The sequence below is a fragment of the Pleurocapsa sp. PCC 7319 genome, assembly GCF_000332195.1.
Lineage (GTDB): Bacteria > Cyanobacteriota > Cyanobacteriia > Cyanobacteriales > Xenococcaceae > Waterburya.
Genome location: NZ_KB235922.1, coordinates 1,466,518 through 1,488,735, shown reverse-complemented (window position 1 = coordinate 1,488,735; position 22,218 = coordinate 1,466,518). Strand labels below are relative to the sequence as shown.

General features: G+C 40.9%; 16 protein-coding genes and 1 tRNA gene. 9 read left to right on the top strand and 8 right to left on the bottom strand.

Features of this window, described 5'->3' with window-relative positions:
- Positions 1–120: 120 nt before the first annotated feature.
- Entirely contained in the window at positions 121–3,153 is a 3,033-nt protein-coding gene (locus PLEUR7319_RS0110640; protein WP_019505210.1) for a filamentous hemagglutinin N-terminal domain-containing protein, read from the bottom strand.
- 108 nt (positions 3,154–3,261) lie between these two features.
- On the opposite strand from PLEUR7319_RS0110640, the gene PLEUR7319_RS0110635 reads away from it, so the two are divergent.
- Both PLEUR7319_RS0110635 and PLEUR7319_RS0110630 read left to right on the top strand, forming a co-directional pair.
- Positions 3,262–4,056: an HpcH/HpaI aldolase/citrate lyase family protein gene (locus PLEUR7319_RS0110635; RefSeq protein ID WP_019505209.1), complete on the top strand. Its 795-nt coding sequence runs from the start codon at positions 3,262–3,264 to the stop codon at positions 4,054–4,056.
- A gap of 260 nt (positions 4,057–4,316) precedes the next feature.
- Entirely contained in the window at positions 4,317–4,769 is a 453-nt protein-coding gene (locus tag PLEUR7319_RS0110630) for a RidA family protein (RefSeq protein ID WP_019505208.1), read from the top strand.
- A 1-nt stretch (position 4,770) separates the two neighbouring features.
- On the opposite strand, the gene PLEUR7319_RS0110625 is transcribed toward PLEUR7319_RS0110630, so the two are convergent.
- The 4 genes from PLEUR7319_RS0110625 to PLEUR7319_RS0110610 are packed head-to-tail and all read right to left on the bottom strand — an operon-like array spanning position 4,771 to position 7,865.
- On the bottom strand, positions 4,771–5,595 hold the full coding sequence (locus PLEUR7319_RS0110625) for an alpha/beta fold hydrolase (protein ID WP_019505207.1): 825 nt from the start codon (positions 5,593–5,595) through the stop codon (positions 4,771–4,773).
- Between the two features lie 39 nt (positions 5,596–5,634).
- Positions 5,635–6,549, bottom strand: a complete 915-nt coding sequence (locus PLEUR7319_RS0110620; protein WP_019505206.1) for a 3-keto-5-aminohexanoate cleavage protein — start codon at positions 6,547–6,549, stop codon at positions 5,635–5,637.
- Positions 6,539–7,378: an alpha/beta fold hydrolase gene (locus PLEUR7319_RS0110615; protein WP_019505205.1), complete on the bottom strand. Its 840-nt coding sequence runs from the start codon at positions 7,376–7,378 to the stop codon at positions 6,539–6,541. The genes PLEUR7319_RS0110620 and PLEUR7319_RS0110615 overlap by 11 nt, the downstream gene beginning before the upstream one ends.
- A gap of 40 nt (positions 7,379–7,418) precedes the next feature.
- Entirely contained in the window at positions 7,419–7,865 is a 447-nt protein-coding gene (locus tag PLEUR7319_RS0110610) for a DUF3598 family protein (protein WP_026102438.1), read from the bottom strand.
- Between the two features lie 872 nt (positions 7,866–8,737).
- On the opposite strand from PLEUR7319_RS0110610, the gene PLEUR7319_RS0110600 reads away from it, so the two are divergent.
- Positions 8,738–10,492, top strand: a complete 1,755-nt coding sequence (locus tag PLEUR7319_RS0110600) for a Rieske (2Fe-2S) protein (RefSeq protein ID WP_019505202.1) — start codon at positions 8,738–8,740, stop codon at positions 10,490–10,492.
- Between the two features lie 337 nt (positions 10,493–10,829).
- On the opposite strand, the gene PLEUR7319_RS0110595 is transcribed toward PLEUR7319_RS0110600, so the two are convergent.
- The 3 genes from PLEUR7319_RS0110595 to PLEUR7319_RS0110585 form a co-directional block, all read right to left on the bottom strand.
- Positions 10,830–12,794, bottom strand: a complete 1,965-nt coding sequence (locus PLEUR7319_RS0110595) for a response regulator (RefSeq protein WP_019505201.1) — start codon at positions 12,792–12,794, stop codon at positions 10,830–10,832.
- A gap of 82 nt (positions 12,795–12,876) precedes the next feature.
- The gene (locus tag PLEUR7319_RS0110590) at positions 12,877–13,314 is read right to left on the bottom strand and encodes a response regulator (protein ID WP_019505200.1); all 438 of its coding nucleotides are present in this window, start codon (positions 13,312–13,314) and stop codon (positions 12,877–12,879) included.
- Between the two features lie 836 nt (positions 13,315–14,150).
- Positions 14,151–16,700 (bottom strand): PAS domain S-box protein, encoded by a 2,550-nt coding sequence (locus tag PLEUR7319_RS0110585; protein WP_019505199.1) that lies wholly within the window; start codon positions 16,698–16,700, stop codon positions 14,151–14,153.
- Between the two features lie 985 nt (positions 16,701–17,685).
- On the opposite strand from PLEUR7319_RS0110585, the gene PLEUR7319_RS41600 reads away from it, so the two are divergent.
- The 6 genes from PLEUR7319_RS41600 to PLEUR7319_RS34860 all read left to right on the top strand — a co-directional run bounded on the left by PLEUR7319_RS41600 (position 17,686) and on the right by PLEUR7319_RS34860 (position 22,204).
- Positions 17,686–17,880, top strand: a complete 195-nt coding sequence (locus tag PLEUR7319_RS41600) for a hypothetical protein (RefSeq protein WP_019505198.1) — start codon at positions 17,686–17,688, stop codon at positions 17,878–17,880.
- Between the two features lie 95 nt (positions 17,881–17,975).
- A tRNA-Pro gene (locus tag PLEUR7319_RS0110575) sits at positions 17,976–18,049 on the top strand.
- Between the two features lie 128 nt (positions 18,050–18,177).
- Positions 18,178–19,329 carry an N-acetylglucosamine-6-phosphate deacetylase gene (gene nagA, locus PLEUR7319_RS0110570; protein WP_019505197.1) on the top strand — a complete coding sequence of 384 codons (1,152 nt, stop codon included), beginning with the start codon at positions 18,178–18,180 and terminating at the stop codon, positions 19,327–19,329.
- Between the two features lie 290 nt (positions 19,330–19,619).
- Positions 19,620–19,874: a hypothetical protein gene (locus tag PLEUR7319_RS0110565; RefSeq protein ID WP_019505196.1), complete on the top strand. Its 255-nt coding sequence runs from the start codon at positions 19,620–19,622 to the stop codon at positions 19,872–19,874.
- Between the two features lie 324 nt (positions 19,875–20,198).
- Entirely contained in the window at positions 20,199–20,714 is a 516-nt protein-coding gene (locus PLEUR7319_RS0110560) for a COP23 domain-containing protein (RefSeq protein WP_019505195.1), read from the top strand.
- Between the two features lie 470 nt (positions 20,715–21,184).
- Positions 21,185–22,204 (top strand): hypothetical protein, encoded by a 1,020-nt coding sequence (locus tag PLEUR7319_RS34860; RefSeq protein WP_019505194.1) that lies wholly within the window; start codon positions 21,185–21,187, stop codon positions 22,202–22,204.
- The last annotated feature ends 14 nt before the right edge of the window (positions 22,205–22,218 follow it).

The window sequence follows — 22,218 nt, the reverse complement described above, 5'->3', positions numbered from 1 at the left end:
TTGCTCTCTTCAGCACTGAGCTGTAATCAACTTATTACACCAAAAATACCATTAGGAGTACTGCCGAGCTATTACCATAGTCGCTTTTGGAGTTCATCTATGGGGCTGCTGAATGTGGGTTCAATCTATTTGACAAGGCGCTGATTGCTGAGCCAATTTGCTAGATGGATTAGGAGCATTATGAGCAATGAGTACAACTTTTCCTCGATCATTCACTATCCAACTATCGGCTTCAACTATAGGTTTAAATTCTTCGTCCTCAGCTCTTAATGTGCTTTCATTCGAGCTTGAAGCAGAGAGCCAACTATCTTCTTCTACTCGCCAATCTTCTAGACCAAAATCACCATTGAGATTAGCTTCTGGAGAATCGGGTAAACCACCCCGCCCAGTAACCACAAATTCACTCCGATTACCATTGGTTGTTGATTCACAAATTTGAGCAACTTTAGCTTCTACTGGTGCAACGGAGATACTTAAAGAATCTTGACTAGGATCGACCCGATAAATATTGATTTCTACTTCACCAGAAAAACCAAACTCAGAACTAGCATCAATGTCATTAGTTATATTGTCTTCAGTTGCTCGACGTTGCTCAATGCCAAATATTCCCTGTGCATCGATATCAATATTACCTCCATCCCCTTGAAAAGCATTGGCAATGATATCACTATTTTCTGAGGGAAAAGCAACTAAAACATCAGTATCAATATGAATGTTTCCACCATCTCCCCCAGTTCCTTCAATGCCAGCAGTGGTAGAAATAAGACCATTGTTACGTAGCAGCAATATTTCTAAATCAAGTAATTGAATATTGCCACCATTACCTTGTCCCTGAGCAGTAGCTATTATTGCTGACCTATCGCTAATTTCTAAATTTGGAGTAGTAATTATCAAGTTACCTTCTTTGCCTGTAGCGGCAGGTCCAAAGCTTGTAGTTATTGTGCTTGGCAATTCATTATCAAGATTATTGTCTTCTGTTTCGGTTAAGATGACTGAATCGGTCGCTGTAATTGATATGTTGCCAGCATTTCCACTTCTCGAAGTACCAGAATTTATCAGTCCTCCATTAATGACATCAAGTGTTCCTGTTACGATTTCAATATTACCTGCATTACCTATGCCAGTATCACTAACTGTAGTCGATAAACTTCCACCATTGGTAATAGATAACGTATTGGTATTGATGTCGATTTTACCAGCATCTCCAATACCTTCAACACTACTGACCAATCGAGCTTGATTGTTGATAGATAGAGATTTGCTGTTAATTTCAATGTCACCGGCATTTCCTTCTGCTGGGCCAATATTGGGAATTTCTAGATTTCCTCCAATAAGGCTGAAAACATCACTTCCACGTCCATCAAAAGTAACGTCTTCAGTAGCATCTATCGTTAAGTTACCAGCATCACCCTGTCCAAAAGTGGCAGTAACTAATTGACCAGTATTACCTGTTAATTCAGGAGGGATTCCTGTAACTAAAAGCGAGCCAGTAGTAATCTGAATATCTCCAGCACTGCCTTCTCCGCCTGTTCCCAATCTGCTTCTGGCAAAACCGCCATCAAAGACTATATTATTACCCGTGATGGTTATATTACCAGATTGTCCCATACCACTACCACCTACATCAGAGTTGAAAGAGGCTCCTTCAATCACGGATACTTTTTCGGTAGCATCAATATTAATATTTCCGCCATTTCCTTTTCCGAAGATGGTAGTAGAAATTAAACTGCCATTATTGAGAGATAATGACTTGGTAGCAAGATTAATATTTCCACCATTACCTACTACATTGCTACGTATTTCGTTAATAATACTACTACCAGTATTTAGAGAGATAGTTTCGATGGCATTGATATCAATGTTCCCATTATTGCCTCGATCACCCTGTTCAAAGGAGCTACTAGATACAGCAGAGCCATTTTCAATATTCAACGTTCTAGTGTCAATGCTTATATTCCCTCCCGCTCCAGAACCTAATATGTCTGTAGTTACGCGAGAACCATTATTGAGGAGTAAATTTTCGGCTGTAATTGAAATGCCTTGACCATCGAGATCTCCCAAAGTGTCGGCAAAAACAAAACTCTCATCAGTTATATTTATATTTTTACCTCGTAAATGAATTGCTCCCCCACCGCGATCGCTTGTATTGATAAAAGCTCCATTAACAATCGATATATCCGCTAGTTGAGGTTGTGAGGGTAAATTTAAGGCTGGTCTATTTTCATCGGTGTTGAATTCTATACTTTCTTCTCCTTCTATTCCCAATAATTCCACACGACCATTTAGAGCGTGCAAGCTACCCCCATCTATTATTACTTCTCCACCAACTAATAGTAAGCTTTCACCATTAGGAACTCTCAAACCAGATAAAGGCGTGTCTAAAATATCAAATCCAGCAGGAGCGATCGATCTGTTCTCAATTCTGCCCGAATTCATTTGATTGAAAAATAAAGCAGAGGGTTTAACCGTGAGTAAAGGTGGTGTATTTGGTTCAGTGGCAGTAAATAATCCTTGATCGCCAAATTGAATCGCATCGGCTGTAGTTCCCACAAAAGAACCATTGATATCTAGACTGGCATTCTCACCGAAAATAATTCCATTGGGATTGAGCAAGAATAAGTCGGCACTACCATCAACTCCCAAAGTACCCATGATATTAGAAATATTACTGCCAGTAATTCGAGTCAGAATGTTATCAATGCCGGCGGGATCAGCAAAGTCTACTCTTTGTCCTTCTCCAATATTGAACTCTTGAAAGCTATGGAATAGGTTAGCTCCTCGCTGCGCGCCTCCCTCGATTAATTCTGCTGGTAATCCTTCAATCTGACCATTAGGGACAACAGTTGAATTTTCGTTACCTAGGCTATTATCAGGAACAATTTGGCTTTGAGCTAAAGCGGGTAGTAAACCAATACCGAAAGACATATCACCGAAAAAACTAATTAGCACCGTTGTCGAAACAACCCAACTAAAGAACCCGAGCTTTTTATTTTTGTTTTGGCGATCGCTTTGAGTCATTAACCAAGCAAGATGATTATCTTTCCTTTCGCTTTTTTTGGACTTTACCAAAACAGTAAGGGATAATAGTTGAAATTTAGATAGAGTAATATTTTTACAAAACTCTTGATGTGAATTACTTTTGTTCAGATTCATGGTTTTTTAGCTATCAGCTTCTAATACCATCTTGATTATCATGAAAGGGATTGGGTGGATAATTATGCAATCTCTAAAACGTAGAAGTTAAAGATAGCAAAACGAATTATGTTTAGACCTAATCGACTGAAGAAAATGCTTCAAGCCACTTCCCAACCAATCGGTTGTTGGATTTTTTTCTCAGATGGTGATTCGAGCGAACTTTTATCCCTGTGCGGGTTTGATGCTTTTATTATCGACCATGAACATATCGCTTCGGATATGCGTGTCCTGGTGGGTCAACTCCGCGCCGCTCAGGCAACGGATGTTACCTGTATTTTGCGCGTTCCCTCTCACGATCCAGTTTATATTAAGCGAGTTTTGGACATTGGCGTGGAGGGTCTCCTGGTTCCAACCGTAGAATCAGCAGATGAAGCGCGAGCAATTGTCGCCGCGACCCGCTATCGACCTCACGGCGGACATCGAGGTGTTGGTTATCCGGAGTGCAGAGCTGCTAACTGGGGCTTAGCAGAGCTAGAGTATCCAGCTAATTATCGAGAAAATCTGCTCATAGCCGTGATCGTCGAAACACGACTGGGGTTTGAGAATGTTGAGCAAATTGCCGCAGTTGAAGGTATCGATATGGTATTTTTGGGACCAGGTGATCTGACAGCAGACATTGCGGACGATTTTGCGGCACTAACAAAGTTTGGAGCTTACGATAATTCTGAACTTGACCGACTGATGACGGAGGCTGAAGCAATAGTCCGCTCTAGTCCCGATTGTTGGCTTGGGGGCATCAGTCGCAATGCCTTAGGAGGTCGTGAACTGTTCGCTAAGGGCTATGATTTCGTGACACCTACTGCTGATGCTTGGTTACTGTCCGATGCTGCGCGATCAATTGTCACTGAAATCAGAGGCTGAGAACAAAAAACGCAGTATATGCTCAAATCGATTTTATCTGTTAAATACTTATAATTTATGCTCTAGCATAGAAGGTAAGCAATAGAGTTTCTGAAACACCAGTTAGATTTATCATTTCTCTCAAATTTATTATTCGTTTTCCTTAATTCACCTGCACAATGAATACATTTATCTGTTGGTCTTATCTGAAATAATTTCTATCAGCTTTCACAGCACTTGAAGATTAGCTATCAATTAGAGGATTTATAAGGATATTAGCGATGAGCAATACTCGTGAAGTAATTATCCCCCAAGGGATGGAAATCCTATATGAAAAGTACCACTACTGTCCTGGTATTAAGGTGGGAAGTACATTATACATCTCAGGACAGGTGGGACGGGATGAAAATTTACAGGTAGTAGAGGAAACAGAAGCTCAATTTGTTCAGGCTTTTGAGAATGTGAAAAAAGTTCTTTTAGCAGCAGGAGCCAGTTTTGATGATGTGGTAGAGATGATTACTTACCATGTCACAGGAGCAAATATTGTTGCCTCCCCAGAGTCTTCTGTTTCCGAACCACAACACTTGACTATTCCTCACTTACCACTATTTATCAAAGTAAAAGACCGCTATTTTACTAATAAATTTCCTACTTGGACTGGTGTAGGGGTGACGGGTTTATCTACTCCAGGACTAATTGTCGAAATTAAATGTACAGCGATCCTGGAGAATTGAATTATTTCGATGGATTGTTCAAAAATTCAATTACTACTTTTGATACTTCTTCAGGTATTTGGTTCATCATACAGATTGTGCCCTCTGCAAATTCAACCTCCTGGCTATTAGCAATAGCTTTTGCCACAAAATGACGGTTTTCTGCTTTTGCCAAGCCCAATCTTTCAAATTCTTGCACGTCATCTAACCCCCATAATATGAGTGTGGGACATTTAATCATGCCCAAGCGTGCTTCAGCTTCCAGGCAATAGTTTCCCACTGCCCAAACTGCATACAAAGGATGATCAAAACATTTTAGATCGTCTAAAACCCAACGATGATTTAATTTCGCCGAACCAACATAACGAGAACGTGCCAACCATCTTTGCATTAAATGGGAACCGTCTTCTTTGATTTTGAATCCTATATCAAATAACTCTAATAGTTTTGCTTTTCCCTCCTCACCAAAGCCAGCTACGTTACCTAAGATAAGTTTTTCGACGCGATCAGGGTAGGCAGCTGCTACTTCTGTCGCTACAAAAGCACCTGTATGATTTCCTAAAATACTTATTTTGTCAATATCTAATTCCTTTAACAGAGCAATAACAGTTTTGGCATAGTCGGCAATTGTATACATTCTGGGCGGCTTGTCTGAATCACCAAAACCAATCAGATCCATTGCGATTACTCGTCTTTGTTGAGCCAGAATGGGCATTAACTCACGATATTCATCACTACTACGAGGATTCATATGCAGTAACAGCAAAGGTTCACCATCCCCACCGATTCGATAAAGAATCTGTCCATCTTCAGTATCTAAAAAGGCTCTTTTAATCTGTTTTTTCATCATGCGAGCGCAATTATTAATTAATTAATCATCATTTTCCTAGGCTGCTACCTTAGTCGGTAGTTGCGATCGCTGGGGTAATTTTAAAAGTTCCCGTGCTTGGGCTGGAGTTGCCACTTCGCGATCTAAAGTATGTGCCATCTTGACAACCTTTTCTACTAATTCACCGTGATGGGGCTTTCCAAATCGAGAATAATGATAATCGCCTAGCCCAATTGCCACATGTCCACCGAGGGTGATCGCCCAGGATGCTACCCGCATCACATCACCATTCCAACAGAGTACTAGCCATTGATTATCTCTGGGAACTTCCGCGATGAATGCCTGTAACCCAGAAATAGTTGGAGCAGCACCTGCTGGCATCACTTCTCCTGTAAAAACAAACTCCCACAGAGTATCCTGTGGCAAGAGTCCCATTTCCTGGAAACAACGGGCTGTTCGCATCTGTCCTACATCCCAACAAACTGAACTTACGGGGACACTGTGCTTTTGAAATACTTCTAACACCTCCTTCAGGTTCTCACGGGTATTAATGTAAACTTGGTCGTAAGTAGTAAACTGTTTTTCTTGTGGATTCCAGAAGTCTACGTTAAGGGAGCCAAAATCTACTGGTGCTATATCCACCCGCAATACTGGATCATCGTTAACTGCCAAAATATGCCGAACACGATCCTCTATCTGATTTTGTGTTATGTAGCCAAGGGTTGGATGGAGCAGAAGATCTGTCTGTTCGCGAATTCCCTGTATAACTTCAAGATATAATTCAACATCATTGCAAGGCTTACCAGTCTCAGGATCTCGCCCATGCCAATGAAAAATCGACGCTCCCGCTTCCCATGCACGTACTGCTTCACGGACGATCTCTTTTGGGCTATAAGGAAGCGCCGGATTATCCCCTCGAGAGGTTATTTCGTTGCAGCGACATTCGATAATGAGTGGTAATTCACTTTCCATCGTCTTCCTCCTGAGGATTATCCAAAAAATCGATTATTAGTTTTGATATTTCTTTTGGCATCTGATTCATCATCCAGAGAGTTCCTCCTTGGAGTTCAACTCTTCGACTATGAGGAATTGCTTTTGAGAGCCAAAGTTGATTCTTTGCTTTAGCTAAACCAGCTTGTTCTAGTGGTTCTAAACTCTTTTCTCCAGATAAATTCAGAGTAGGACATTTAATCGATTGAAATCGCTCTGGAGCATCAAGACAATAGTCGGCTACAGCTAAACCAGTGTATATTGGCGAGCTAAAACACTTTAAATCTTCCAAAACACAACGATGATTTAACTCCCCTGTGCCAATGTAATTAGCACGGGCTAACCATCTTGACATTAGATGGGAGCCATCTGCTTGAATTTGAAATCCTTCAGAATATCTCTGGGCAATCTTGTCAGTTTCTTCCCGGTCAAATCCATGCACATTGCAGAGAATTAATTTGTTGACTCGTTCTGGGTAGGCTGCTGCTACTTCGCCTGCAATATAACCGCCAGTGAGACTACCAAGAATACTGCTTTGTTTAATACCTAATTCATTCAAAAGTGCGATCGCATTTTTAGCATAGTCTGCAACTGAATATATTCTGGGAGGCTTGTCAGAATCACCTAGCCCCATTAAATCCATAGCAATGACCTGTCTGTTTTGAGCCAGGATAGGCATGACCTCACGAAATTCATCACTACTGCGAGGAGTCATATGTAGCAACAGCAAAGGCTGTCCCTCTCCGCCTATACGGTAAAGAATCTGACCATCTTCCGTATCTAAAAATGCTCTTTTAATAAGTTGGTTCACTATTTATCTCCCAACTCTCCCTAAAAAAATTTTAAAACTTCTATTGCTTCCTTTCTTCCTTAATTAGAGTTCTTTGATAAATTTCATCGTTCTTGAACCAATGCCAGGTACGGGCTCGATGATTATTACAGGGGCTAATATGAATCATTTCATATATATAAGCATTGGCGATGTCTTTGTAATTAAAGTAAAGAATAATCAGGGAATCGTTAGCTTCCCAAGCATGCCCATCAATGCGTTCTGTGTCAAACCAGAGTTTTTTGTCTTGGTATATTCCTGGGAACTGATACTCTTGGTACTTACCATCAGCCCATTTATATCGATTGATTTGGAAGTAGGGATAGTCTGCATTTTCTGGAAACCGACAGGTTATATGAGACTCATTCTTATCGATGATTTTGCCATCATTGTCAATGGTTGTATAAGTACCAACCCATTCTCCTTCATGGCGGACAAGTACGGGCATTTCTTCTTTGATAAGAGACATAGAAACTTCTCCTGATTTAGCTAATCTCAAATTAAGTTTATCTAATAGCGTATCAGTTAGCTTGACAATACCATTTTCGGACAAGTTTATTTAGGATTAACTGAGACATGAGCTTCCATTCATCGCGTCAGTTGTGTATGGGTTCAAAGTGCTTTTTGACTGAATAATGTCTGGGTCCCGATAAGTAAAATTCAGCCAAAACAAGGAGCGAGCCGACAGAAATATTGTTCGTTATTATTAGAGTAGCTAGCATCTTCGGTGATCGAGAGACGGATAGCATGAAGCTAGGTTATGCGAGTGCATTTTCCAGGTTTTTCAGAATAACCAGTAGAGGAAGCAATCTTGACGGTCGAAAACCAACAGATATTTAGATTCTATTGTCCGCGCTTTCAATCAAAGACATTGAGAAAAAACCGTACAGGCTAGCCGAGCGATGTTTTTACCTTAAAAAGCTTTAAGCTCTAAGCCTTAAGCTTTAAGCTCTAAAGTTTACGCTTGGTAAACGGCTAACAGTGAGACAGTTCGTTGGCGGTGAAGCAGGGCGTTGGCGGGGTTCCCCCGCTTGAAGCCACTGCTGAACCCTTTAGGGGGTACGATGCGGCCATACGCCTGGCCTTTGTCCCGCTTAAAGCGATGAAGTGTGGTCTTGGGGGTTTCCCCCATGAACAACTTCATCAAGAAGAAACTGTCGTTGGCGGAGCCTTCTCGAAGAGTACCCGAAGGGCTTATAGCTATCGGGTTTAATGCCCCCAGCAAACGAAGTTTGGTGGTCTACAATTAGGAGAGGTTAAAGCCTCTTCTAATTGGCTATAAGCTTACAGCTTATAGCTGCGGCTCTGCCGCTTTACCTATACATTGATTGGATTAAAATTATGGATGCTCTTACTCATAACTATGTCCCCGTTGCTCAAACCAGCGATCTTGAAGCAAAAGGTCATCTTGTAGTTCGGGTCGAAGGGCGAACCATTGCTTTATTCAATCACAACGATCGAATTTACGCTATCGATAATCGCTGTCCGCACATGGGCTTTCCCTTACACCAAGGCTCAGTTTCTAACTGCATTCTGACCTGTCATTGGCATCATGCTCGTTTTGACCTTGAAAGCGGGGGCACCTTTGACCCCTGGGCAGATGATGTCCGCTCGTTTCCCGTCCAAATTCGTTCTGGAGAAGTGTGGCTCGATCTTACCGACCATCTCAATGCCAAGACCCACGCAAGGCAAAGGTTAATCGACGGTTTACAACAAAGTATTTCTCTGATAATTGGTAAGTCCGTCCTCGCTTTGCTGGCTGAAGGAATAGAACCTAAAGAAGCTTTTCAAGTGGGTCTAGATTTTGGCGTACGCTATCGTGATCGAGGTTGGGGTGCTGGTTTAACCATGCATACCTGTATGATAAATCTCCTGCCCTATCTCGATGAACGAGACCGACCCCGCGCCTTGTATCATGGTTTGGCAGCGGTAGCTGCTGAATGTGCTGGTAAACCACCTCGATTCGAACAGCAGCCTTTACCTTTATCCGAACAGACTGCAGATAAATTACCTTTATTAGAAAACTGGTTTCGTCAGTTTATCGAAGTCCGCGATTCGAGAGGTGCAGAACGCTGTTTGGTTTCGGCAATTGAACTCGGGGTCGAGCGTCAGCAAATTGCTCAAATGCTGTTTGCCGCTGTTACAGATCATCGCTATCTCGATGGCGGACATACCCTTGACTTTACGAATAAGGCACTCGAAGCTCTCGATGCTGTGGGATGGCAAAATGCCGCTTCGGTATTGACTAGTTTGGTTCGAGGCTATGCAAGTGCCGAAAGGAAAGAAGAGTCTAACGCTTGGCGTTATCCCATAGATTTAGTTGCCATTGTCGAGAAAGCTTTTGCAAGATTAGACGCAGCGATTGCTAGTGGCAGAGAAAAACAAGGCAGTTGGACCGATCGAGAACTACTAGTAGAAGTATTATTGGGAGAAGACCCTCAAGCGATCGCCGATTCTTTGTTAGAAGCATTAGGAAATGGTGCGACTTTTGAGGAATTAGCTGCTACTGTTACCTATGCTGCTGCCTTACGAATTGCCCAATTTTCTACCAATAATGATTTTAGGGATTGGAATACGGCGCATCATTCTTTTACCTTTGCCAATGCCGTCGAGTCAGGATTGCGGCGAGTCCCCTCTCCATTACTGTTACGGGGAGTTTTTGATGCTGCGATGACCGTTTATCTCAATCGCTTTTTAAATGTTCCTCCTGCTCGCCTTCCAGAACCAGGAGCGGCGATCGCTAAGCCAGAAGAGTTACTCAAGCAATTGCCAGAACTACTAGACCGTCAGCAACAAGTTGACGCAGCGGGTAAGCTAGTCGCTCGCTATCTATACAGTGGAGGGAATCCCGACCGATTGCTGGCAATGCTGGGAAAATTACTGTTGCGTGAAGACCGAGATTTTCACACCATTCAGGAAATAGAAGCCGCTTTTCGTCAGTACGCTCGGCTGCGAGAAACCAAAACCGGAGTTCACGTGTTGGTTGCTGCTACACGCTATTTAGCCGCTCACGCTCCCACTAGACGCTCTCAAGGACAAACTTATGAGATGGCGGAAAAACTCCATCTGGGCGAACAAGTCTTTGAGGCTTCCTAAGTCCTGAATCGAGCTCCAGTCAAACATCGAGCGGGAAGTCGATTTCGCAATATTTGATTAAGCGCAATAATCGATTCAGCACTCAATTTTCCCATCATCACCTCTTCAACAGATTTAACACAACTATCCATCTCAAGCAGTTATAGCCTTACGCATTATGGTTAGGACATTTTTATAAATATTTACCAGCGATCGCTTTAACCGCAGCAGCCAGACCAGAAGACCGCGAGAAGCTAATAGCAGCAGGCTACGATGGTTATCTAGCAAAACCCTTTCTGTTTGAAGATTTAACTGTTTTGATTGACGAAGTAATGCTAGGTATCGAGCGAAGTTTCGATTAGTTGTCGGCTATTGGCTCGACCGAAATTAGTTGCGCTAAAGACTTTACTAACTCAAAAGGTTCGATGGGCTTGGGTAAATGAAGATCGAAACCAGCTTTTAGTGCCTTTTGTTTGTCTTCTTCTCTAGCATAGGCAGTAAGAGCGATCGCCGAAATCTGTCTGGTTGTTTCACTGTTGCGAATTTGGCGAATCAGTTCGTAACCGTCTTCTAAAGGCATGGAAATGTCGCTAATAACAGCATCTAATTGATGTTGTTGATATTTACTCCAAGCTTGCTTAACCGAATCAGCAGCAATAACTTTAGCACCACACTGTTCTAAGATTAAAATTATCATTTCGCGGGCATCGGCTTCATCCTCTACCACTAACAGAGTTAAACCCGCCAGAGAAGGAAGAGCATTAGTTGTAGGGGTCGGAGCAAGATTTTGAAGATTATTCGGTGGTTCGCTTAACAAGGGTAACTCGACTGTAAAGGTAGCACCTTGACCCAAACCGTCACTATCTGCCATTACCCGACCGCCGTGAATTTCTACAAGATGGCGAACGATTGCCAGTCCCAAGCCCAAACCCCCTTGAGTGCGAGTTGAAGATTTGGTCTCTGCTTGACTAAAGCGATCGAAGACATAGGGGAGGGTATCGGCAGCAATACCTTGTCCCGTATCGGTAATTCTAATTGCCACCGTGTCTTGACTGGTTATTGTTTCTACCGTCACCAAACCGCCAACGGGAGTGAATTTAACAGCATTGATTAGGAGATTCCAAAACACCTGTTGCAGTCGTTCTGGATCGAGATTGACTTTTATTGGATCTAAAAATTGAGTCTCGATCTCAATCTGTTTGGCTGCTGCGGTGGGACGTACCGTATCGAGCGAAGATCTTAGCACTTCAATAAGATTGCCCGATTGCAGGTTTAAATTCATCGTCCCGCGAATAATACGAGAAACATCTAGTAAGTCTTCGATTAGTTGGTTTTGCGCTCGGGCATTGCGATAGATCGTCTCTATGGCTTTGGCAGATTGAGATTTGCTCAATTTGCCAGCGCGTATCAATTGCGACCAACCTATGACTGCATTGAGGGGGGTTCGCAATTCGTGGGAGAGAGTAGCCAGAAATTCATCTTTAATGCGGTTCAATCGCTCCGCTTCTTCTTTTGCCCGACGTTCCCTGGCTAACAATTCGATGCGTTCTAATTGTGCTTGTTTGCTGGCAGTAATATCTGCAACAGCTCCTTCATAATAAATTATCTCACCATCTCGGTCTTTAACGGCGATCGCCTTGTGACTGACCCAGATCGAACGGTTATCGAGAGTACGAATTTGCCCCTCCCAATTTTCTACGGCATCTGCTTGAGTTAGCTGCTGTTGCCACTGAAGATATGCGGCGCGATCGAGATGATAATCTGTTAAATTTTGCCCCAACAAGTCTTTGATTCGACTGCCACCAAGGGTTTTAATTAAAGTAGAATTGGCTTCTAAAATTGTTCCTGAAGGATCGAGACGATATAGCCCCAAAGGAACGCGCTCGAAAAAACGGTCATATGATTGTTGAATCGCATCGAGAGCTTGCTTTTGCTGCGCTCTTTGCCAAGCAGATCTGACTGCTGCTGCCAGACGAATATAGTGTTTGGGGGATTTAATTACATAATCATCTAACCCCGCTTTCATAGCTTCGACAGCAATTTCTTCACTCCCCGTTCCCGTAAACATAATGACAGGACAGTCTGGAATTTGCTCTTTGAGGCGATATAAAATGTCCAATCCCGTCGTCCAGCGTAAGCGATAGTCGGTAATCACCAAATTAAACTTTTGCTGCTGTAATGCTTTGCTAAAATCTGCTTCGTCAATGATTTCCCAATATTTAAACTGGGGAAACAATTTTTTGACCTCCCGTAAAGCCAAAGCGCGATCATTCTCGTTGTCATCGATGATTAAGGCTTTGAGACAAGTCATGATATTGGGCATTTATCATTGGACATTAGAATTTGATAGCAATTTTTTTTGTATACTTAATTATCGATCCTGTATAAAAATTTCGATGTAAATTCTAGCTAGCGCAAATTTTAGGAAACTGATTAAACTTAAACCAGTAATCATCAATCGTTCCTACCAGTTTGACAAAATCTTGGAAGTCAATGGGTTTGACCAAATAAGAATTAGCTCCCAAATCGTAGGCACGATCGAGGTCGGAGTTTTCTTGAGAAGAGGTTAATACCACTACCAAAAGGCGTTTTAAGAGTGGTTGTTGTTTAATCCATTCTAAAACTTCTAGTCCCGAACGTCGGGGTAGTTTTAAATCTAGCAAAATCAATACAGGAACGGGATAAGTTTCTATGTCGGCATATTTCCCCGTTTGGCTTAAATAAGCGATCGCTTCATCCCCATCTTTTACCTCTATCATTGGGGTTTGTATCTCAGCCTTGCGAAATGCCCTCCTAATTAACAAAATATCGTTGTAATTATCTTCTACTAATAATATAGACATTAAATTTCTCAACAGAGGTAAGTGTTATGCAATCTACAGCTTGACACTCCCATCGCTCTCTAGCGAGGGATTCTTGTATCACCCCAAGTTAACTAGATGAGAACAACAATGTTGCAGACACATCCCCGTCAGAGCTTGAGGATCAAGCTTTTCGCTAGCGTTACAGCTAGCCCGTTCCTGGTTGCCCCCCAGTACGGCATCAGAAAATCTGATTTAACTTCGTGGTTTGAATATTTTACCTGCTCAAACACTCGTGAGCAGAACCTTATATATTCACTTTTCGAGGTACTGATTATAGACTTGGTTTTCGTCGACAAAACTATAGTACATCAGTTCAAACTCTTACTACATGAAGATACATGCGGCAAAAGAATGCCTTTGTGTATCAAAAGTGCTTGCCCAGCTTCGTATTCTGGGTAAACCTCAGCTCTTCGTTGCCCCTGAAGGGGCTGTGGGCGTAATCGCATTGCGCTGCGGCAGTCGCTTCAAGCGGGACCAAGGGATTAGCCGCAGGTGCCCCGCCAACGCGCTGCCTTCTTTATAAGCCCCGTTTCGATTCATCCCTCACTGAAAGGGAGGGTCTTCTCTCACAGAATGATAAATATTGATTGTTAAAATTATCTAAATTTTAAATAATATTTTTTAACCTTACACTTAAAACTATTCTCTAAATATTAGAAAAAGCTAAAATCTACTGCGGTTATTATTTAACTTGAGTTAGGGTTAACAATGTTGTTTTGCTAGGTTAGCTCTAAGCTTTAGGCTTTAGGCTTTTTAAGAAGCCGCTGAAGCGATCGCTGATAATTGCTTACTGTTGACTGTTGACTGTTGACTGGTTACTGTTCATTGTTCCCAGGTAATTCAATCCAAAAACGACTACCGCGATTTACCATTGATTCTACGCCGTATTTACCGCCCAAACGCTCTACACCTTTTTTGACGATCGCCAAGCCGATACCAGTACCAGGATAAGACTCATTGCCGTGTAAACGTTCAAAAACTTGGAAGATACGTCCTTGATGTTGGGATTCTATGCCAATTCCGTTATCTTCTATCCACAAGCGCACAAAACCTTCTCTTGCCTCCGTCCAGATCCTTATCTGGGGTCGAGCATTATCGGGAACGAATTTAATGGCATTGGATAGTAGATTGATAATTATTTGCTGCAAGATAATTCGATTACCCCATACCCTGAGTAAAGGCTCGACAGTAATTTCTGCCTGCATTTTAGTTATGGGAGATTCTAATTCTTCTAAGGCTTTATGCATAACCAAATTTAGATCTACCGACTGTCTCTCGATATTAGTACGGGAAAGACGACTGTAGGTGAGTAGGTCTTGAATCAATTGTTCCATCTGCTGTGCGGAACTAGCTAGCCTTTGGGTATATTCTCGTCCTAATTCGTCTAAACTTGCTGCATAATCTTCCTGTAGGGCGATCGCAAAGCCCTGAATTGCCCTTAAGGGTGCTTTAAGATCGTGGGAAATACTGTAGCTAAAAGCTTTAAGTTCTTGATTGATTTCTTCTAACTGTGCGGTACGTTCTCGCACTTTGTCTTCTAATTCTAAAGTATAATCTTGGATGGTTTGACTTAAATAAGCTTGTTTGAGAGCGATCGCTACTTGAGTACTTACTTCTTTAACTATAGTTAGTTTTTCTGAATCAACGGCATTAAGATCTTTAATCCATAATTTGAGGATACCCAATAAACCGTCTTTGGTTCTGAGGGGGAAACAAATCAGGCAATTCAATCCCACATTAGCCAGAGAGGGAATAGCTGCGGATAACTGGGGTAACTGCTCTAGGTAAGCAACTATATAATCTGTTTCTGGTGCTTTTAACCTATTGATTAACTCTTGCCAAAGATGGAGAGGGGTTTGTAATCCCGTACCAACTTGTTTGCCTTCTCCTTGAGTCAGCAAAATTGTAGCGGTATCTTTTTCTAAATTGAAAGTAACAATAGATGTCCGTTGACAAGTTAGCAATTGTTGAATGCTGTCAATAGCGATCACAGCAATTTCTTTAGGTTGTCTTGCTTCCACGATCGCCCGATCGATTTGATGTAGATTAGAGAGGCGTTGTAGAGCTTTTTGTCGAGAAACTTCTAAGTTTCTGCGATCGCTAATATCTTCGATGACAGAGATAAAATATTCTGGTTCGCCAACTTTATTTTTAACCAAAGAAACCGTTAGATTAATCCACACCAGGGAGTTATCTTTGCGGATGTAGCGTTTTTCTATCGAGTAGTTAGCAATCTCCTCTGCTAACAACTGACGGACGTAGTTTAAATCTGCTGCTAAATCTTCGGGATGAGTAATCTCTTGAAAAGTAGTCTGTAATAATTCGGCTTTGGTGTAACCGACAATTTCACAGAGCTTTTGGTTGACCATTAACCATTCTCCCTGGAGTCCAACAAGAGCCATACCTACCGCAACCTGTTCAAAAGTGCTACTAAATCTGGTTTCTAGACGAGTCAGTTGCGCTTGGGCTTGTTTTTCTTGGGTAATGTTGGTGGCGATGCCGATAATGGAATCAACTTCTCCTTCGTCATTAAGTAAAGGAATTTTAAGCGATAAATAAGTTTGTAGTTGACCATCTCCGTGATGAACCCGTTCTTCGGTAACTATAATTTGTTTGTTATTAATTACTTTGAGGTCGTTAACTTTAAAGTGATCGACTGTAGCGGGGGGAAAGATTTCGCGATCGCTTTTGCCGATGATTTCTGCTTCTGTCACCTGAAAGACGCGACAAAACTCTCGATTGATCAGCCACATTTTACCCGAACGAAAGTTTTCAACTTTTTTGGCATAAACAACCAGTGGGATATTATCGACAATTAGTTCTAATTTTTCGCGATTGGCTATTTCGCGATTGCAAACCTGATTGCTATAGGCTAATTCTTGGTTGCGGGCAATAAGTTGAGCGATTAACTGCTGATTTTGACGCTGTAGTTTGTCAAAGGCAAAAGCTTTAGTCACCGAAAGTTGCAGTCTGGCTTGAGTAATCTCATTTTTGTTTAAATAATCGGCGGCACCCAATTGAATACAACGTATCGCGATAGTTTCATCTCCATGCCCCGTTAAAACAATCACAGGACAGAGATTTCCACGATATGTTTCTTGCCACAGCCTCAACCACTCCAACCCATCGAGATCGGGCAGTAAATAATCTAGTAAGATTAGATCTGGTCGTTCTTCGGCATAGATTGCTAAAGCAGATTCCCCCGTTTCCATTTCGATAAAGCGATAATCATATCTCTTATCTGCTGTCAAATAGCGTCGATCTAAGGTACAGTCTGTGTCACAATCTTCGACCAGCATTACGGTTCGTGATTCTTTAAAAGCAGATAAATTGTTTTCTGTTTCGTTTGGGCGATCGCCAACCATAATTTAAAGTCATCAAAATTTTTGATATAGAGTCATTCTAGAAAGGCATCGCCTATTTGTGACAACTTAAAGGTATGTGTTGTTTGTCAACTGATTGTTAGCTATTAGCTCTCAGCTTAGCTTTTGAGATACTTTCATAAACTTTAACCTTGGATATGGCGATCGCCACGAACATTAGCTTTAATCCATATTTAACGTCAGTTCGGGCTAAGAAAATTAATCTGTTGAGGTAGCTTTAAGCCCTAAGCTTTAAGCTTTAAGCCTTTGAAGAGTCTGTAGATTCTATAGTTGTTAAATTTTATTGAAAAAAGCAGTTTTTCAAATCCTTATGTATTAAGGCTTTGAGCTTATCCCGAACTCAGGTTATTTAGTGCTATCTAATATAAAAAACACTGCCTGTAGTAGTTGACTAAAACTATTTTGTCTTAACTTGTCAGCAATGGGCATCGCTTATCTTTCAGTGAAATCAGCCAGAAAGAATTCAAAAGGTTTGGTTATATTCCCATTCTCTTGCACTGTTTCTCTAGCTATGCTGTCTGGCGATCGCAATACACAAGTTATAGATTATAAATTATGAGTTTAAGTATTCATTTACATCGCTATCGATGTCCAATTTCACTATCTTTGACAATTGAAATAACTGCCCTATAAATTTTGGTAATGATTCGCGATGTTTGCGCCTACATGCGTGCAAGCCCTTTGTCTCGCTTGTCCTAAAGGATACCCTAAAGGGTTCAGCAGTACATGCGGCGAACCGAATCGCCTTTGTTTTGAGCGGGACAAAGGCCAAGCGTATGGCCGCATCGTACCCCGCCAACGAACTGCTTCACCGCTCCGCATATGGTTTATTTTAGCTGTCGCTACTCTTTACATCAGCGCCCAAGGTGTCGAGGTAGTTCGTACTGGAAAACGAAGATGGGTTGATACCCATTGGTTTCGAGGAAACAGCTATTTTCTGAGGGCGTAATTGTGGGGTCTCCCCAGAATGTTGACCGGCCCGAATCGGATTGGCTGGGATTGGGTCAAGGCTGCACTTTTAAATGGTTGGAAGTTGCTCCAGATTGTAACTTTCTCTAGCAATCAAGACCCTGAGCCAGCAATGGCATCACTTAAACAACACGAGCGACGAACATATCAATTAGAATTCAAAGTTCTGACTTATTCCTACAATGTCTCTTAAAAGTTTTGTCAGTCAATCAGGATAAAAACTGATAAACAAAATCCCCGCTTGCCTAGAACAACGAGGATTCGTATAATTAAAGGACTTAACAATCACGGGATGTAGCGCAGCTTGGTAGCGCACTGCTTTCGGGAAGCAGGGGTCGCAGGTTCAAATCCTGTCATCCCGATTTATTTTTGTAAACCTCTACTGTGGGTGTGACTGACAGATAAGAATTAATTAAGCTAAATTACAAGGCTGATCTTGTTAACCCATTATTTAAGTTTGGATTAAGTAAATAGAGGAAATAGCTTTTTAATGAGGGTAAATCAACTAATTATTAATGCGCGGGTAGTTGGATATCAAGATCTACAGCAAGTTGCTATCCAAGAAAGAAAAATAGTAGCGATCGCCCCCACATTAGATCATCCACCAATTACACCAACTATTAACCTAGAACGAGATTGGTTATCTCTTGGGGGTATAGATTTACAAATCAATGGTGGATTGGGTTTAGCTTTTCCCGACCTAGAATTAGAGGACTTGCCTAAATTGGAACAGATCTGCGAGTTCCTGTGGCAACAAGGTGTGGATGGCTTTTTACCGACGATAGTAACAACCTCAATAAACAAAATACAGCGATCGCTGGCAACGATCACTCAATTTATGGCTAATCAAGAGGAGAAAGAAGATACAGCTAAAGTATTGGGAGTTCATTTAGAAGGACCATTTTTAAACTACCAAAAGCGAGGCGCACATCCAGCAAAATATTTATTGTCTTTAACTATCGAGAATATTAAACAGGTTCTGGGAGACTATAGTCATATTGTCAAAATTATGACCCTAGCCCCAGAATTGGATAGTAGTGGTGAGACGATTACTTATTTACTAGACAAGAATATTATTGTCAGCTTAGGACATTCTTTAGCCACAGCTAGCCAAGCCCAACAGGCATTTGCTCAAGGCGCATCGATGGTTACTCATGCTTTTAATGCCATGCCTAGTTTGCACCATCGTCAACCAGGATTATTGGGGGCAGCTATCGTTAACCCAGACGTTTATTGTGGCTTAATCGCTGATGGCAATCATGTTTCTCCTACCATGCTGGAAATTATTTTAAAAGCAAGCAATTACGAGCGCGGTATTTTTTTGGTCAGTGATGCCTTAGCTCCGATTGGATTACCTGACGGAGTTTATCCTTGGGATGAACGTGAGATTATAGTAACTAATGGGACTGCCAGATTACGAGACGGTACATTATCTGGGACAACTTTACCCTTATTGGTCGGAGTACAAAACTTAGTTAAGTGGGGTTGCAATCTAGAAAAAGCGATCGCTATGGCAACGGAATCTCCCAGAAAAGCAATGAAATTACCAGGTATTAGCATCGGACAGCCTGCTAACTTAGTGCGTTGGCATTGGGATGAGCAAACGAAAGATTTAACCTGGAAAAGGCTAAATCAATCCTAATAAGTATATAGACAGAATTAATTACACAAATTATTTTTCTGTTCCCTGTTCCCTATTGCCTGTTCCCTATCTCTGACTATGAATTTAATTTTGTCCATCTACTTATTTGTGAGCAGAAAATTTAGTTCGACAAACTTTCTACATATCAATTAAAAAATACTAGTAATTTTGTAGGGTATAGAACAAGCTTTACTACAATCCCGGCTATGGATAATTTGCTTAAACACAGTGTAAGACCAAGTAGCTCAAATCGCTGCGTATCCAAAATTGTTTTTTAGAGAGCAAAATTTATGAATTCACTAGCCCACGCACTTTCACTTTCTCGTAACGGTTTAATCCTAATTTCTTCTACAGTTATAATGAGCAGTCTAGCAATTGGACTAACTAAGGCTAAGCCCAAACCATCTTGCTATATGGTAAATAACTTTGGGGAAATAGTAAATTTAGAAGATATTTGTGACATAAAATCTCAGCATCCACCAAAATCCAACACAGCGACACTGGTCAAAAATACTGAAGATGTTTATTTAGTCTCAAAAATTTAGCAATTGGAATGCTACCAGAAATGCATTATCAGAAGTTCGCAGGAAATGCTAGAAGCCTTGATTTTTTTGAAAAACCCAACTCATCATCTATTGATATCAGCAATAAGACTTAGCCTATAAAATCTTACAGATTCGATTTGGGTTCCGATTCGCTAATAAATACCTCCATACGAAGCCAGTGTAATCAGACACTAGCTTTTTTTTTATTAAAATATTAAGAACATGCGCTCAAAAAGCGTAAATTAGTGAAATAATGAACAATAAATTTGTTTATTTCGTCAAATATACTTAATATAGCTCTATATAAAATACCAACGAGTTCCCATGAATAAAAAATATCTTATTACGGCATTAATAGGAACTGCGATCGCCCTAAATGTAGCACCTATTCAAGCTAAGAGCGATTCAAGCCGTAAATCTGGCGACACCATTTTTGTCTGTGCTTCGGCACAAGATACACCAACAATGTTCGCTTACACTCCAGGGAAGGTAAATTTAACTCCACTAATTAGTTGGCACCCAGAATATCTACTTCCGGAACAGTCGGGAAAAGGGGTGTGTCAGCAAACTGCCACCAAATTACAAGCTTCATATCAACAAGGACAAGAAAAATATATTAAAGCAGAAGAAGCAGAAGCAGAAAATTTAGTATGCCTTGTTTCTGAAGAAAATCAAAATTGTAACACCGAAGATAGTGAAAAGCTTTTTAGTGTTAATCCTAACTATGACGCAGGCTGCGTTTTAGACAACAAAAAACCTATAGAGTGCATGGCGCTTAATGCTAGAGGTGTTTATAGCTTTGAAGATAAGCCCTATCAACCCCTATGGTGGCCTTGGTAAGCTAACAAGTAGTGCAATAATCTTACTTTTGGATATTTATTTTCTTGGATTCTTGTCTAACAAAGTGAATTTTAAGTGCTCTTGGACATATTAAATAAACACCTATAAATACAATATCGACAGAAGAAAAAGAGTAAACTTAAAAAATAAGCACAATCGAATATCTAAATTAAACTAACGAATTATTGTTGTGCTAGAATCGATTGCCCTAACTTGCCTCTAGTTTTACTCACTTACTCACTCACCTCAAATATCGTCGATTATATCGATCTATGAGTAAAGCACATCTCCAGCTCTATATTTTAATCTCTTAAAATTGCTAATTACAATGATTAATTGTTAGTTGATCCAATAGTTATTTTTATGGCTTTATTAATCAAACTGAGACAATCAATGCAATCTTAATAATTAGTGCAAGTATCCTTTAGCTAGAAATTAAATATAAAAACAACCGAAAATATAGCTCATAAATGCCATTTAAAAAAAAATCAATCTTAGGATTTATTAGCTTTATCTCAATAAATAGTTTATTTTTATCCACAGCTAATAGAGTTGCAGCTAAAACACCTAATAATAAAAATAAGTATTCTAGTTTCTCAGCGATCAGATCTACTCAAAATCAAAATACATCTACAAAATCAGAATTAGAATTTGATTTTGTCCGATTTAGTAATTTAAATATTATTCAGACTGTTGCTGTTGATTCTCAAGAATCAACATCCCCTTTAGAAAGTGGAACCCCTTCCTTACGTCGTCAACCATCAGGAGGAGAAAGATTTGAACCAAAAAGAATACCCTTGCGTATTCCTCTTCCCAAGGAACCATATCGAGCTTCACCAAGTATTACTATAGTTAATCCATCTGCCTACGGTGCATCATGGAGAAGTGCTGGTATTGGTTTCGGGTTTCAAGAGCGTGTACGCTTTGACGATCAATCTGATGGAGTAATTGGTTTGGGTTTTGGTCTGGGTAATCCTCAAAAAAACGTTGGTGCGCAAGTCGGGATTAGTTTAGTTGATGTCAGCGCTCCATTTCGAGATGGGGCAGTTAATCTAAAATTGCATCGGCGTTTACCTAAAGATTTTGCAGTTGCTCTAGGAGTTCAGGGTCTGGCAACATTTGGAAATACAGATGGCGGTTCTTCAGTTTACGGGGTTGTCACTAAAAGATTTAAACTTCGTCAAGATAGAACTAAACCCTTTAGTGAAATATATACCTCATTAGGAGTAGGCGGAGGACAATTTCGTTCGGAGTCTGATATTAACAATGGCAATGAAACATTAGGTGTATTTACCAGTTTTGCTGTCAAAATAATAGAGCCTGTTGGTTTGGTTGCTGAATGGAGTGGTCAAGATTTAACAATCGGTACTCCGATAGTTTTGTTTAGAAAGTTACCTATCGTCATAGTACCTGCTGTCACAGATATCACTGGGTCAGCCGGGGATGGGGCAAGATTTATTCTTGGTGCTGGTTATACTTTTTCCTTTTAAATAGTTAAGTTCGA